We start from the raw sequence: 13,621 nt of genomic DNA on the forward strand, positions 1-13,621 counted from the left end.
GACCCAATGGGCCACGACCCACGCCTTCGTAGCTCAGGGGATAGAGCACCGCTCTCCTAAAGCGGGTGTCGCAGGTTCGAATCCTGCCGGGGGCACAGCTTGCGCAGCAGGTCAGAAGGGGGCCACCTCCGAAATTTCGGAGGTGGCCCCCTTCTGACATCCAAATCTGACATCAACGGCGACGGTTACCGACCACCGGGACGCCTCCTGAGCAGTCGGTCCATGTGGCTCATGGCTTCCCGCTGCGTGTCCTGCACGACGTGCGTGTACACGTCCATGGTGATGCTGATCTGGCTGTGGCCGAGGATTTCCATGACGACGCGGGGCGCGACTCCGGCCGCCGTGAGGAGCGTGGCCGTGCCGTGGCGAGCATCGTGGAGCCGGATCACGCGGAGGCCGGCCGACTGGGCGACGCGGGTGAAGGAGCGGTAGAGGTTACGCGGCTCGATGGGACGGCCGGTACGGGTAGCGAAGACGTAGTCGGAGTCCTGCCACTTCTCCCCCGCCTTGACGCGAGCCGCAGTCTGTCGCATGCGGTGCCAGCGCAAGGGAGCGATACAGAGAGCGGGCAACGGGACGGCTCGGCGACGGCGGCTCTTGGGGTCGTCGTCGTACAGGACGCCACGGCGACGCTGCACCTGGTGGCGGACGTAGAGCACTCGGTTGTCAAGGTCGAGGGCCGACCAGCGAAGGCCGACGATCTCTCCCCAGCGGAGGCCCATGGCTATGGCGAGGACGAAGGCCGCGTAGAGCGGGTCTTTGCGGGAGGCGGCGAGGAAGTCGAGCGTCTCGTCGAGGGTCCAGGGGTGCAGCTCTGGCGTGGCCGTGCGGGGCGGCTCGACGAGCTTGGCGACGTTGCGGGTGATCAGTTCCTCGCGGCAGGCCGAGGTCAGCGCCGAGCGCAGAACTCGGTGTGCCTCCTTGGCGGTTGCGGCAGTGGTCTCCTTCTCCAAGCGGACGAGGAAGCGACGGACGTCGGCGACGCCGAGCGATTCGAGCCGCTTGGCACCGAGGAGGGGCACCAGGTAGAGCCGGACGTGCGCCTCGTACTTGTCGAAGGTGCTGAGCTTCCGCTGCGGCTTGATGACGTTGTCGAGCCAGTACGGCAGCCACTCGGAGAGCTTGGCGGACTTGGTGGGCACGGGAATGCCCTGATCCACCTTGTCGAGCAGCTCACGACGCTTGGCGTCGCACTCGGCCCAGGTCTTGCCATAGGCGAACTTGCGGGCGCGTGTGCCGTCCGGCTGGAGCACGTAGACCGCACACTGAAAGCGACCGTCCTTGCGCTTGGTGATGGTGCCCGCACCGTTCGGATTGCGCTTGCGTTGCTGGGCCATCAGGCCGCCGCCTCCAGTTCGTTGGTGATGTAGTCGCGGACAGCGCGCGCTGGTATGCGTCGGCACCGGCCGATCGTGAGCGAGGGCAGACGCCGGGAACGGATCAGGTCGTAGACCGTGGAGCGGCCGAGCTTGAGTCGGGCCATGACGTCCGGGACCGTCAGCAGCTCTTCGTCAGGCATGGGTGGGCTCTGCTTCCGTTCCGGGGGCGGGTTCGAGCGATGCGGCGAGCCAGGTCGTCGTCATGCGGGCAGCAGCCCTTCTTGTTTGGCGCGTTGGGTGTGGGTGATCTCGTGACGGACTTGGGCGGCGAGGAGCTCTTCGCCGGGGCGGTAGCCGCTGCTGAGGTAGGTCCATGAGGAGGCGGTGACGAGGGTGGTGTTCTCGTCGTCGACCGGAAGGCCGGCCCGGACGCGGGCGGCTTCGGCCTGGGCGGTGCGCCAGGCGCGGCGTACGTCGCGGAGTGCGCCGAGGGTGGTCGAGTAGGCGCGCGATTTGCTGGAGAAGTGGCCGCGGAAGCCGAGCATGTGCGCCCACTTCCAGAGCTTCAGGTGGGCGAACTCGGGGAGGTGGCCGAGCGCCCAGGCGGTGCGGATCATCTGCCGGGCGTGCTGCTGGACGGGGAGGCTGGTGAGGGATTCGGCTTGGCCGGTGCCGTCGCAGTCGGCGCAGAGGTCGCGGAAGCCGTCCGGGCCGCGTACGTGGCCGCGTCCGGAGCAGGGGCGGCATACGAGGGTGCGGTCTACGGTGCCCGCGCCCTCGGCGTTCTTTGTGGCGTACTTGGCGACGTATCCGGCGACTTTGGCGTCCGTGAGTTCGCCGTCGCCCAGGGCGGAGATCTGGTCCACCTTGAAGCGGTCGCCCCACTTGACGACGCGTTCGCCGACGGCGTCCGACTCGACGAGGAGCCGGGCGCGCTCGACCGCCAGGCCGACGGCAGCGTGCAGGGCGTCGAAGGTGGCCCAGGCAGGGGGCGAGGTCGTGTGGCCGTCGGGACCGTCGAAGCGGACGACCGCGTGGAAGTGGACCAGGCCCCGTTGTTGGTACTCGGCGACCTTGGCGAAGGAGACGCGGAGGGCCGAGTTGAGCGCCTTCTGCGTCATGCCGAGGTGCTCGGCGAGGGCGCGGCGCAGGTAGGTGGTGAAGCGTGCCCACAGGGCCCCGGCGTGGGCGTTCCACAGAACGGCGCCGGTGTAGTCGTAGCTTGCCGGGTGGAGTGGAGTGCCGAGTTCGGGTGCGTCCTGGGGGTGGCTTTCGCCGCATGCGCAGGGGCGGGGCTTGCCCGCGTCGGTGGTGGGGCGGTTGTGGACGGGGCCGAAGGACGGGGCGGTGAGGGTTACGAAGGCGCGGGGGTGGTCGCGGACGGCTTCGGCGACGTTCTTGCCGCCGGACAGTCCGGCTTTGATCAGGTGGTAGGTGTCGGCGGCGTAGAGGCGGGAGCAGGCGGGGCAGCGGGAGGCGCGGCGGTTGCCGCAGGTGGTGAGGAGGCGGCCGGAGGGTTCGTCCTCGGAGCGGTAGGAACGGACCACTTGCTTGGTGGTCTGGTCGGTGGTGACGGTCCAGCCGTGCAGGTTGACGGGGCTGGTGCAGCCGCGAAGGTCGCGGACCTGTTCCGTCACGCGGTCGAAGTCGTCGGTGTTGGCCAGTTCGACCAGGTCCCGCAGACCGGGGCTGACGATGTGGCGCAGGTCGAGGTGGCGGCGCATGGGTGGCGAGGCGTCCTTTCTGGCGCGAGGGTGGGGTGACCTGCGGGCAGCAGTGATTCAGTGCGCTTGGGCTGCTGCCCGCAGGCATGGCAGGGCGGGCCCGGGGGCGGGCAGGGGTGGGAAGTGCCGGGGAGGCCGGCGGAAGGGTGTGGCTCTACAGAGCGGCGTGTAGCGCGGTGGCCATGGGCAGGCCGATCGCTAGTCGCGTCTTGAGCTGGGCCGCCGTGATCGGTTCGCCGTGCTCGGCGTGGTGGGACGTCGCGATGGAGCGTGCTTCGGTCAGCAGCGGCTCAGGAACCTTGATCGCAGGCGAGGCAGCAGCCGGGGCGATGCGAGGAGCGACGGGAGCCGGGGCCGGGGCCGGAATGGCGAGTGGCACCGCAGGGCGGGATGCGTCAGAAGCCGTGTCAGGTACCGACTCGATCTCGTCCGGCAGGGAAGCCGGTACGGCGGGACGAGCGACGGTGTGGAAGGCGCGCAGGAGCTGGGGGCCGACGGAGCCCCAGCCGAGGAGGAGCAGCGGGGCCACCGCGTCGACGGCGGCGCGGCCGTAGTGTCCGGCCACGATCGGTTCTGCGACGTTGAGGGCCAGGGTCAGCAGTCCGGAGAAGTGCATCAGACGGGTGGCGGCCGTCATCTGTTCGGCGGGCAGGCCGCGCAGGGAGAGGTAGCGCAGGGCGACCAGGAGGCCGACCACGGAGAGGTCCACCATCGGGGCGATGAGCGGTGCGATCGGGCCGGGGACGCCCAGGCGCAGGGCGAGGGACCAGACGTTGCCGAAGGAGAAGACGAACGCCAGCGCGGCAATGACGATCATGACGGCGGTGATGGTGCGCTGAGTGATCCGGTCCTCTGTCATGGGTGTTCACCTCCTCTCCAGGGGTGTTGGGAACGTGCGGGCGATGCAGGTCAGGCCGTTTGGGCGTCGAGCTTGGTGAGGTCCACGTCCGCCATGCGAGGGCCGAGGACTGCTTCCAGGAGCGCGTATGGGTCGGCGGTGAGACCGGCCGTCTGTTCGGCGACGCGAGCCGCTTCCGCGTCGGGCACGTAGGGCGTGCGGATGCGGGTGAAGCCGGGCTGCGACTGGTGGTTCATGGACGCGACGCCGACGTAAGTCGGGTCCTGGAGGTTGATCGGGTTGGCGTCCGGCCACTCCCGGATCTCTTCGCCGAGCGCGGCCACGGCGGCTTCGGCGGTCTTCTGGGCGAAGCTCAGGCCCACGGGGCAGACGTCGCGGATGAAGGTGGGGATCGCGTCGCCGGTGGACTTCTGAGTGGTGAGGATGACAAGCAGCCCCACGGACCGGCCCTTCTTCACCAGGTCTTCGACGAGCCGGGCGTTCTCGGCGGCGAGCGCAGCCAGCTTCTTCGTCTGCTGGTCGCTGCCCTTGTGGTCGCGGAAGTAGGTGTGGGCTTCGTCGACGATCAGCACGACCAGCGGCCAGTTCTCGGAGGGGCCGACATCCCACATGGACTTCACCCCGAGCACCTGGCGCACCGATGCCGACCGGGCGCGGCGGAGCTCCACCAGGTGCCGGAACAGCTTGTTGGCTTCTTCCAGGTCATCGCCCACGAAGGCGAACATGCGTTGCACCCAGTCCGCGTAGTCCCCCTCGTACGCGGCCGACACCTTGCCGTCCGCGCAGGCGAACTGCACTGCGGGCGACGGTGCCCAGTCGGAAAGGAGTCGGTTGATCAGGCTGGTCTTGCCGAAGCCGGGGAGGCCGGCCACGGTCACGCCGGGCACCTGTGTGAGGTTCACGGACACGGGTTGCGCGTACTCGTCGAGGCCCAGGTCCCACTGGGCTGTCTCCTCCGGCGGCTCCCCCGTGGGGTGGTGCTCGGTGGGGAACTTCAGCGGGTCCAGTCGCACGCCCCGGATGAGGACCTGCCCAGGCTTGTCCTGGGTGACCGCCACTCGTGTGCACCGCCAGGCGTCCGCCAGGTGCGGGCCCGCCTTCTGGAATTGCTGAAGCCCGACGCCGGGCAGGCACTGGGCCCGCGCGATCACTCCGTACGCGTCGTGCTTCACCTTCAGGGAGGGGATGAGGACGCGCGGCTTGATGGGCTTGCCGTTCGTGTTCGCCAGTGACGCCAGCGCGGTCGGGGTCTTGTCCGTGGCCGACAGCTTGAGCATCGCTGCGAGCCGCTTCCAGCCCCACCGCACGCGTATGGCCTGCCGTATGGACTGCCGGGTCATGGCATCGGCGCGAACGTAGCGGACGATCCACCAGACCGCCCATCCGGCGAGCACGGCGAGCGGCAGGGCGACGATGAGCGGGACGTTGCCGATGACGCCTTCCGCCGGGGCGTTCGGATCCTTCATGTACGACTCTCCAACGGGTTGTAGAGGAAGGCCGTGAGGGCCGATTCGAGGGCCGCCCGATCCGCCGAGGCGTCGAGGCGGGGATAGCCGTAGGCGACGAGCACGGCCGCCACCGAGGTCACGAGTGATTCGGTGAACTGCGCCCCCGGCCCGGCGTGAGGCAGCGGATAGCTGCGCTCAGCGCCGGACCGGCGATCGTTGTTGCTCACGCCGCCTCAGCAGCCGGGGCCACCAGGTCCAGCCGAGCCGCGCGGTAGGCGATGCCGTCCGAGAGCGAGCCGTTGAAGATCCGCGCCCACGGAGTGGCGAACAGCTCCACCGGCATGACCGGGACACCCGGTCGGAGTCCGTTGGGCAGACCGGTCTCCGGAACGGTGATCTTCAGAGCTTCGGCACGGTCCTCCTCCATGAAGAAGAGGGTGATCGTGTAGAGCTTCGCGCCGGTCTCACGGTCGGTGGCGAACTGCGTCTTCTCCTGGTCCGCGTACTTCGGCACCGGCAGGGTGCCGACCATGAACGACGAGGTAGGGAGCAGGCCAACACGGATGCGTGCCATGGGAGTTGGTTCCTTTCAGTTGCGCTCCACCAGGGCGGTGGGGCGTGATCACCATTGAACATAGCTGACCTAGCAGAGTCAAGTGAATCGGGTGAGCTAGGTATCAGCTGACATAGGCCACCTATGTCAGTGGGGTGTGCTAGGGGTGCTAGGAATCGCTACTCTTGGGCCATGAGCCCCGCGCCAGAGAGCAAGCAGGATCGTCGGCCGCCGTATCAGCACGCTGCCGACGAGCTTCGGCGCGACATCTTGCAGGGGCGGATCAAGCCGGGCGAGCAGATGCCGGCCATTCGCGAGCTACAGGAACGCTTCGGCGTGGCCAACATGACCATGAGGTCCGCGCTCAACGTGCTGCGCGATGAGGGCTTGATCTACACGATCCATGGTCGAGGGAGCTTCGTCGCAGACCACAACCCTGGCGGGGAGCCCTCAGCGAACTACACCGCTCCAGCTTGGTACTTGGCGAACAAGGGCGAGCAGGCCGGCCCGGCAGGGCAGGGGACGGGCGGGCCCGACGACACCGAAGCGGCTGAAGACGTCGGGACCACCCTTGCTGAAGTACTCACCGCACTACGTGACGAGATCCGGGCCCTCAGCGCTGATCATCAGGAACTGCGCCGCGAGGTCGAGGAGTTGAAGGCAGCTCAGCAGCCGAAGCCGTAGTCCTGAGCTGGGCCACTTCCTCTCGCAACTCTCTGGTCTCCCTGCTGAGACGGCCGACCATGGCCCGCATCTCCTCGATCAGCGCGACTACCTGATCCGTGTCCCCGACGTGAATGCTGGTCGACCCCATTTCGTTGTCCGGAATGTGCTCGGTCATCGCTCCCTGCTTACCGCCGTGCCGTCGTTCCGTGCCACGCTCTCTCGAACATCCGTTCGGTCGGGATTCCCCGGGCTGCGCGCTGTTCAGAGTTTCTTTACTGGATCAAGGCGGCCCGCCTACGGCGGTCCGCGCGCGCTGGCGGCCGGGGGCCGCCGCCGCTCCCTGTCTCCGCCACCGCTGCGCCGGCCCCCGGCCACTCAGCGCGCAGCACCGCCAAGGCAGACAGCCAGGCCAGGAAGCAGCTCGACCAGCCCGAGCACCAGGACCACGACCAGGACCAGGACCAGGCCGAGCCCGAGCAGACACGACCCCGCCGCCCGGATGACCGCCGTGTCGAAACCGGGAAACGTGGCTGATGCCGGGACGGGGTTGCTGGAGACACACGTGACGGGTGCTCGTTCGGCGCACTCGCCGTCGTGGCTGACTTTCGGTGGCGCAGGTCAGAACTGCGCTTCCAATTCCTGGACTTCAACCGCTCTCCTCCCTAACTCAACGACAGCCGACAGGGGTTGTAGCCACACCCGAATCCGAGCACGACGACCGCCCCGGTACCATCGGCACCGGGGTCCTGATCAGGGCTTCCGCGACCGGACCACCCGGAATGCTGTCGAGGCTGAGGGGTGGTCCGGTCTTCTGTTGTTGGGGTTCGGGGTCAGATCAGCGCTTTGCCCACCTCGTAGATGGTGGGCCGGTCCCCCGGCGCATGGCTGAGCATCGCGTCGACCAGTTCGCCCAGCTCACCGGGCACCTTCACGGGCCGACGCCGACCGTTGGCCACTGCCTCCCGCTGCACAGGGCGCGGAGCGTCGTCCGGGTACTCGACCGCCCGCCAGCCCGTGGCGGAGATGAGCAGCGACGCCCCGAGCGCGTAGACGTCGGCTTCCTGCGTCGGCTCCGCTTCCCCGGTGTCGAGCACGCTGCGCGCGATCTCCGGCGCCTCGTAGTGGACGAGACAGCCGCGGAACGGGAAGTCGTACCCCTGGGGCACCTGCCCGCCCCGGGCCAGGGCGAGGTCGATGAGGTGCGTTCGTTCCGGCCCGACGATGAAGTGGGCAGGTTGCACGTCGCCGTGTGCCCAGCCCCTCACGTGGAGATCGGCCAGTGCCTCGGCACATCCCAGCGCCACGCTGATGTGGGGCTTGATGGACGAACCCGCCTTACGGCATGGATCCCACAACCTGTAGAGGTCAGGCCCCTCGTGCCACGGCTGGAAGTTCCACGTGCCGCGCTCCCACTCGCCGTACGCAACAGCGTCGAGCCCGAGGCGATGCAGAACGGCGCCCTCGCGTGCGGGGGCGAGAGCGGTCCACGGCTGGGCAGGCCACTCGGCCGTGGCCTCGATCGGATAACCGAGCTTCACGGCGAAATGGCCCCGGTGGCTCTCCACCTCCCACACCATGGAGCCCCGACGATTGATGACCATGCGCTGAGTCGTGGGCATGAGCGCGTCGAGCACCACGATCGGCAGTTCAGGGGTTGGGCCGGACAAGATCTCTTCTCCCTCCAGGCGAGCGCGGCCGACCACGAGTCGAGGCCGGCCGCGCCGCTGTTGTCGTGAGCTACGCCTGACCGTACGGTCGGCCGCAGTCCGAGTCGCACTGTGCGAGGTTCGTGCCGTCCACGGTCCACAGGTCGTCGAAGACCACGAACCCGGCCGCCTTCATGGCGCGTGCCGAGGCGGCGACCTTCTCCGGGTCGCGCGCTCCTCCACCCGGCTTCGGGTTGTGGTGCAGGAAGCGGCCCGCGTGCTGCTCGCAGAGCCCGGCGTATTCCTTCGTGTGCAGGATGAGCGCGTGCAGGCCGAGGTCGACGTCGTCGGACGGAACCATGGGGACGGTGGCGGTGGCCGCCGTGACCAGGAACGCGACCGCCTGGTCCGCGATCCGCTCAGCGCGCTCGGGGGACTGCCCGTTGTGGACGACCACGAAGCGGGCCAGGCTCTCGAACAGCTCTTCACCAGCCACCGCGCGACCGGCCCTCTGATCGTTCGCTGTTGCCGTCATGTGCAATCTCCTCAGGTGAGGTCGTGCAGGACACGTACGACCCGTCCCGATCGCCGAGCTCGGCTCAGAGACGATCGGGAAGCGGGCTTTTTAGCCGGCCCCGGACGGGGACGGGAAGCCGGGCGGATCGGCACCCGTCCGGGGCGGCCGGTCTACTGGCCGGTCCCGAGGGCCATGCCGATCACCAGACCGCACGCACCGCTGATGCAGACGATGAACAGGACCCCGGCATACCGGCCGACGGCGCGCATCACAGCGGGACCTGACTGTTGCCGTTCCGCACGGCCAGGCGTGCGCTCAGTTCCTCCCGCGCACCGGGTGCCACCACGTTTCCCGGCATGGCATCCCACTCCTTGCCGCCACGGACCGGCCGCATCTGCACACGGCCACCGAGCTCGCCCATGACGACGCCGATACGTCCGGTGCCGCTGTCTTTCGCCAGTTCGCCGACGGCTGGTCTGGGCTGCTGATTGCTCGCCATGCACACGAGCATCGCGAACCGGGCACCCCCGCCAAAAGGTCAGGCTGATTACCCAACTTGGGTAACATCGCGGCAAGTAGAGAATCCGCGACGTTGCGTAGCCCTCGCAGTGTGGGAGCTTGCCCAGTGCCCGACGCCGACCGGCCGCAGGAGCTTCCTGTCCGGCTGCTCACCGATCCCGAGATGATCAATGCGTGCCGGGTACGGGACTTTGCCAGAGTCTTCCGGCTGGTGAAGACCAGAGCGGGCATCTACCCGTCGATGATCGCGAGGCGATGCGAACTGACTCCGAGCCGGGTCGGCGAAGTCATCGCTGGGCGACGCCAGTTGCTCCACATGGACGTGATCGAGCGCATCTCAGACGGCTTGCGCATCCCAGGGGGCATGCTCGGTCTTGCCCGCCGCCCCTGGGAGACGCCCCAGGCTCTCGCAGTCACCGAGCGCGAAGCACCTCAAGTGCCGGAGCCTCAGGAGCCGTCACCTGCATCCCTACCGGGCCCGGATGTGGACAGCATTTTGGCGTTGGCTACACGGACCAACCTCAGCACAGCCACGCTTGAAGCGTTCCGGTCCTCCATTGAGGACTACTGGCGACGGGACGACCAGCATGGCGGCGAGGCACTGCGGCCGGCCGTCGTCGGCCAGCTCCGCTACGTGGTGGGACTGCTGAAGGAGAGCCGACCGCCGTCCATCCAGAACGGCCTGTACGGAATCGCGGCCGAGCTCGCCCGCCTCACCGGCTGGACCTACTTCGACGCCCGCCAGTACAACCAGGCCCGCGCCTACTTCACCGAGGCCCTGCAACTCGCCAAGGCCATCGACGACCGCCAGTTCATGGCCAACGTCCTTGCCTGCATGAGCTTGCAGGCGACCTACCAGGACAAGCCCGCGGACTCCCTGGCACTCGTGACCGCCGCCCAGGACCAAGCCCGCTCAGATCTTGGGACGACACCGCGAGTGCTGTCGATGCTGTCCATGCGCGAGGCATTCGCCCATGCCACGCTCGGCAGCCACACGTCGACTCACCGAGCAATCGGGGAAGCACACCGCCAGTTCGAGCAGATCCAGACGAGCGACCCGGACCCGTCATGGGTGACCTACTTCGACGAACTCAAGCTCATAGTCGACACAGGCATTGCCCACGGCCGACTCGGCGAGGCAGCGACGGCTGAACCATTGATCGCGGACGCGTTGCGCCGAGAAGCCCGCACCAATCAGCGCGGCCGGGCTTTCCACGCCTTCTGGTTGGCTCGTACCCAGCTGGACCAAGGCAAGCTCGATCAGGCGTGCAGTACCGCCACACAGGCGCTGGAGTCCGCGTCGGCAGTGGCCTCCGAGCGCGTCTCGGGCCATCTCAGGGAGTTCTACGACCAGTTGGCCCCACACAGGCAGGAGCCCGTAGCCCTGGCCTTCGAGGCACGGCTACGGGCAGTCCTCCCACCGGTCAGCGGATCGCTTCATCCATGAGCAGGTAGAGAAGTCCAACGAGAGACCCGCTGCTGACGATCTCCCGCCGGTCGATCATCCCGCGCACCTCACTGAGGGGGATCCACTCGATCCGGTCCGACTCGTTCTTCTCCGTAGGCGGACCGTCGTAAGTCGCCCCGTCCGCACGGAAAACGTGGTGCTGCGAATCGGTGATCCCGTTGGCTGGCTCAGCGTAGATCAGCGGCTTGATAGGCCCAGGACACCAACCCGTCTCCTCCAAGACCTCACGTGCCGCCGCCTCCTCAGGAGACTCGCCCTCCTCGACCAGGCCCATGGGCAACTCCCAGGCCCACGAGTCCGTGATGAAGCGATGCCGCCACATCATCAGGACCTCTTGCCGGTCGTTGACCACGGCAGCCACGGCCAGGTGCCTGAGCCGAACGACGTGGTACTCCCACCTGCGCCCGTCAGGCTGTTGGACGTCGACCAGACACAGGTTCACCCACTTGTTGGTGTAGATCTGTCGCTCACCGTGGGTCTTCCACTCCATACCTGCGGCCCCTCTCGATCGGTCTCTAGGATCTCAGACTGCCCCTGATAGGCCGCATACGCTTCGGGCCCTTTCGCGTCACATTGACGAGATGTTCTGCGGGTGACTTGCACTCCGAGGACTGGCCGTGCGCCACAAGGAGGAATCCCGGACGTGGCGGCAGGCGAGGTCCGTCGAAGCCCACCTTGAGAAGCTTGGGTTTCTTGGCTGCGGTCGCAGCGCTGACCTGCGGCGGCGTGGCGTCGGGGCCCTGGTCGCGCCCCGATCCAGTCCCCGCTGTTCCCCGTGGTTCTCCGCAGCATCCGACACGCGAATGGCACGGCCCCTTCGCCTCGAACGTCACTTGGGGCGCTGGGCCCCGGAGCGTCTGAGCCTCAGCCAGCGACAATCAGCCACAATGGTGGGCACCGACCATGCAGGCGCGCCTATGCCTCGCTGTACCCCCTCCGGCCTCAGCCGCGCTATCCGCTTGCGTCGTCGACCAGAAGTAGCCAGGATGGCCGACCCTTAAGGACGGTCGGACGCCAGCCTGGGAAGCTACGTGAACAACATTTGACCCTGCCTGCACGTGGGGTTCACGGCTCCGCAGGAGTCACAACAGCGTGAAATGACAGTCAGGCAGCAGCCTCGCCGGAGAAGCTATTTACTGTTGAGCTCATCCAAGACGTACGCGACAAATCCGGTGCTTTTAGCCGCCTTGTCAGGGCCATCGCTTTCCCTCTTCTGATATTTGGAAAATAGGTCACGTAGCACCGCGAGAAGCTCCGAAAGTCGCTCAATTTCAGGTAGCGAATCCCCCTCGGCCAATACCCCCAATTGACGGGGGCTGTAAATGCGCCTCTCTGCGAGGTCAACAGCTGCCATCATCGCGAGATGGAATCGAAGATTTGTACGCTCGGGCCCGCTGATTGACGCTAGCTCGGATTGAAGAAAACCGTCTACCTTACGCTGGGCGCGTGCGAGCCAAAGATAGACCGGAAGGGGTGTCGAGTCGGAGAAGACCTTCTTGTACTCTCGGTCAGCCTTGAGAAGACTCGACGGACGCGCCCGAGCGCTATCAGGTTGACCAAGACCCATGGCCATTGTCGCCTGCGCAAGCAATGAAATACTAACGATCCGCTCAGGGGATTTCCCGTTATTGCGATAGAAATTCTTGCGTCGATCGTAAAACCAATCGCACTCCAAGAAATAAGCTTCGATCTTTCTCTGGATATCATCCGTGGCGCGAAGTGACGCCACAGGCACATTGGTCTGTCGGTTGGTTGCTCGAATTACTGCATCTCGATAAGTGGGATCTTTGGTGTAGAGAATCCTCACCTGGACTAGCCGCTCGAACACTGAATTTTCTGGGTCAGCATCCAGTAGAGGGGTGAGCGCATTGTAAATGGTGTGAGAAGTCTGGAGGCCGTTGACGATCTGCACGTCATCGAGGACCAACTTCTTACCAATAGAGGAAGCATTCGAGCAAATGATGGTAACACCGTTATTAAGCCACCAAAACTCGGGGGAATTGGGATCGAGGAGTGAAGCGACAATCTCTTTATTCACTTCAACTGCACCCTGGTAGTCGCGTACGTTCCAGTCAAAAATATGCCGTCTCAAAATCCCCTTGTCGTCGCGGAGAAATTCGACGTACTCCTTGAGTGATACGAGTGCAATGTGGCTCGTGCCGTGAGTGATGCTCTCTCGGTAGGGAAGTTCAAGGGTATATGATGGCCGACTACTGTCGCGCTCCCATAGTTCTGCCGGACCAAGGAATTCGACCTTGCCTGAAGCATTGGCAAGCAATCTACCGAACTGGGTCTCCAGATCCCTCGCCTTGACGAGCACCTTGGCGTTAATTTCGCCAATATCCCCTCGCGTGACATACGAGAATTTTACCTGAACCTTGGGGTGACGAATTGCGAGTTTCCGCAAAGCGTCACGGAAAAGCTTTACGCGCGCGATGACGGCATCGGAGTACAGCTGACGCAGTGCATTCTCATCAACGCTCAAATCAAGCATTCGCGCAGTGGACGATGCCACCAAGTCGATTGCTTTCTCAGAGAAAGATGGGGTGGTCTTTGCCTGCACTAGCCAAAGCGTTAGGAGGGTGCCGATTTCGATGCTGGACGATGTGAAGTCCTGCTCGAAAATCTCGCTATCTTCTCCCAGTAGGCGTTCCCCAAGGAATACATATACCCCATCAATTGCTCCGTCATCTCCTCCCCCCACGACGCCAGACTCGATTTCTTCCTCTGAAAGCTCTTGCGCATGGAGAGCCTGCTCACATGCGAAAATTTCAAATGCTTTGTCGTTTTCTAGGGGAGCAACACGTTGAGACTGACGCTCGGCAAGGATTTGGTCAATTAGGACGAGATTGTTGCCTGCCACGTTTTCACCTTGTTCTGCAGATAGGGGGTGATATTTCTG

Annotated in this window: 14 protein-coding genes and 1 tRNA gene; 3 read left to right on the forward strand and 12 right to left on the reverse strand. The window is 65.7% G+C overall.

All coding sequences use genetic code 11. The annotated features are described in order from the left end of the window. Positions 1 to 22: 22 nt before the first annotated feature. Positions 23 to 95 (forward strand) — tRNA-Arg (locus ABZ725_RS16985). Positions 96 to 185: 90 nt separating this feature from the next. Here ABZ725_RS16985 and ABZ725_RS16990 read toward each other — a convergent pair. From ABZ725_RS16990 to ABZ725_RS17020, 7 genes are all read right to left on the reverse strand, one after another. Continuing rightward, complete coding sequence (locus ABZ725_RS16990) at positions 186 to 1,337, reverse strand: tyrosine-type recombinase/integrase (RefSeq protein WP_358803430.1); 1,152 nt, start codon at positions 1,335 to 1,337, stop codon at positions 186 to 188. After that, complete coding sequence (locus tag ABZ725_RS16995) at positions 1,337 to 1,519, reverse strand: helix-turn-helix domain-containing protein (protein ID WP_319670859.1); 183 nt, start codon at positions 1,517 to 1,519, stop codon at positions 1,337 to 1,339. Before ABZ725_RS16995 ends, ABZ725_RS16990 begins: the two co-directional genes overlap by 1 nt. Positions 1,520 to 1,579: 60 nt before the next feature. After that, on the reverse strand, positions 1,580 to 3,043 hold the full coding sequence (locus ABZ725_RS17000; RefSeq protein ID WP_358803431.1) for a replication initiator: 1,464 nt from the start codon (positions 3,041 to 3,043) through the stop codon (positions 1,580 to 1,582). Positions 3,044 to 3,197: 154 nt separating this feature from the next. After that, positions 3,198 to 3,902 (reverse strand): DUF2637 domain-containing protein, encoded by a 705-nt coding sequence (locus ABZ725_RS17005; protein ID WP_358803432.1) that lies wholly within the window; start codon positions 3,900 to 3,902, stop codon positions 3,198 to 3,200. Between the two features lie 50 nt (positions 3,903 to 3,952). Next, positions 3,953 to 5,368, reverse strand: coding sequence for a cell division protein FtsK (locus ABZ725_RS17010; protein WP_358803433.1), 1,416 nt, complete (start codon positions 5,366 to 5,368; stop codon positions 3,953 to 3,955). Beyond that, entirely contained in the window at positions 5,365 to 5,577 is a 213-nt protein-coding gene (locus tag ABZ725_RS17015; protein ID WP_358803434.1) for a hypothetical protein, read from the reverse strand. The genes ABZ725_RS17010 and ABZ725_RS17015 overlap by 4 nt, the downstream gene beginning before the upstream one ends. Beyond that, on the reverse strand, positions 5,574 to 5,924 hold the full coding sequence (locus ABZ725_RS17020; protein WP_327375127.1) for a hypothetical protein: 351 nt from the start codon (positions 5,922 to 5,924) through the stop codon (positions 5,574 to 5,576). Before ABZ725_RS17020 ends, ABZ725_RS17015 begins: the two co-directional genes overlap by 4 nt. Positions 5,925 to 6,095: 171 nt before the next feature. On the opposite strand from ABZ725_RS17020, the gene ABZ725_RS17025 reads away from it, so the two are divergent. Further along, complete coding sequence (locus ABZ725_RS17025) at positions 6,096 to 6,587, forward strand: GntR family transcriptional regulator (protein ID WP_358803435.1); 492 nt, start codon at positions 6,096 to 6,098, stop codon at positions 6,585 to 6,587. Positions 6,588 to 7,399: 812 nt separating this feature from the next. On the opposite strand, the gene ABZ725_RS17030 is transcribed toward ABZ725_RS17025, so the two are convergent. The 3 genes from ABZ725_RS17030 to ABZ725_RS17040 all read right to left on the reverse strand — a co-directional run bounded on the left by ABZ725_RS17030 (position 7,400) and on the right by ABZ725_RS17040 (position 9,243). Continuing rightward, on the reverse strand, positions 7,400 to 8,236 hold the full coding sequence (locus tag ABZ725_RS17030; protein ID WP_358803436.1) for a protein kinase: 837 nt from the start codon (positions 8,234 to 8,236) through the stop codon (positions 7,400 to 7,402). A 70-nt stretch (positions 8,237 to 8,306) separates the two neighbouring features. Then, positions 8,307 to 8,750, reverse strand: a complete 444-nt coding sequence (locus ABZ725_RS17035) for a hypothetical protein (protein ID WP_358803437.1) — start codon at positions 8,748 to 8,750, stop codon at positions 8,307 to 8,309. A gap of 250 nt (positions 8,751 to 9,000) precedes the next feature. Next, a complete protein-coding gene (locus ABZ725_RS17040; protein ID WP_358803438.1) occupies positions 9,001 to 9,243 on the reverse strand; it encodes a hypothetical protein in 243 nt (80 codons plus the stop codon). A gap of 114 nt (positions 9,244 to 9,357) precedes the next feature. Between ABZ725_RS17040 and ABZ725_RS17045 the strand changes: the two genes are divergently transcribed. Next, entirely contained in the window at positions 9,358 to 10,698 is a 1,341-nt protein-coding gene (locus ABZ725_RS17045) for a hypothetical protein (protein WP_358803439.1), read from the forward strand. Here ABZ725_RS17045 and ABZ725_RS17050 read toward each other — a convergent pair. Both ABZ725_RS17050 and ABZ725_RS17055 read right to left on the reverse strand, forming a co-directional pair. Then, positions 10,676 to 11,209 (reverse strand): NUDIX hydrolase, encoded by a 534-nt coding sequence (locus tag ABZ725_RS17050; protein WP_358803440.1) that lies wholly within the window; start codon positions 11,207 to 11,209, stop codon positions 10,676 to 10,678. The genes ABZ725_RS17045 and ABZ725_RS17050 overlap by 23 nt on opposite strands. A gap of 639 nt (positions 11,210 to 11,848) precedes the next feature. After that, on the reverse strand, positions 11,849 to 13,582 hold the full coding sequence (locus tag ABZ725_RS17055) for an AIPR family protein (protein ID WP_358803441.1): 1,734 nt from the start codon (positions 13,580 to 13,582) through the stop codon (positions 11,849 to 11,851). Positions 13,583 to 13,621: the final 39 nt, after the last annotated feature.

It is taken from the genome of Streptomyces sp. NPDC006872 (genome assembly GCF_040635845.1).
Taxonomy (GTDB): Bacteria; Actinomycetota; Actinomycetes; order Streptomycetales; family Streptomycetaceae; genus Streptomyces.

What these genes read in the sequence shown, in the direction of transcription:
- ABZ725_RS17000 (WP_358803431.1), bottom strand. Translation starts at nt 3,043, where the DNA reads ATGCGCCGCCACCTCGACCTGCGCCACATCGTCAGCCCCGGTCTGCGG.
- ABZ725_RS17050 (WP_358803440.1), bottom strand. Translation starts at nt 11,209, where the DNA reads ATGGAGTGGAAGACCCACGGTGAGCGACAGATCTACACCAACAAGTGG.
- ABZ725_RS16995 (WP_319670859.1), bottom strand. Translation starts at nt 1,519, where the DNA reads ATGCCTGACGAAGAGCTGCTGACGGTCCCGGACGTCATGGCCCGACTC.
- ABZ725_RS16990 (WP_358803430.1), bottom strand. Translation starts at nt 1,337, where the DNA reads ATGGCCCAGCAACGCAAGCGCAATCCGAACGGTGCGGGCACCATCACC.
- ABZ725_RS17020 (WP_327375127.1), bottom strand. Translation starts at nt 5,924, where the DNA reads ATGGCACGCATCCGTGTTGGCCTGCTCCCTACCTCGTCGTTCATGGTC.
- ABZ725_RS17005 (WP_358803432.1), bottom strand. Translation starts at nt 3,902, where the DNA reads ATGACAGAGGACCGGATCACTCAGCGCACCATCACCGCCGTCATGATC.
- ABZ725_RS17025 (WP_358803435.1), top strand. Translation starts at nt 6,096, where the DNA reads ATGAGCCCCGCGCCAGAGAGCAAGCAGGATCGTCGGCCGCCGTATCAG.
- ABZ725_RS17035 (WP_358803437.1), bottom strand. Translation starts at nt 8,750, where the DNA reads ATGACGGCAACAGCGAACGATCAGAGGGCCGGTCGCGCGGTGGCTGGT.
- ABZ725_RS17040 (WP_358803438.1), bottom strand. Translation starts at nt 9,243, where the DNA reads ATGCTCGTGTGCATGGCGAGCAATCAGCAGCCCAGACCAGCCGTCGGC.
- ABZ725_RS17010 (WP_358803433.1), bottom strand. Translation starts at nt 5,368, where the DNA reads ATGAAGGATCCGAACGCCCCGGCGGAAGGCGTCATCGGCAACGTCCCG.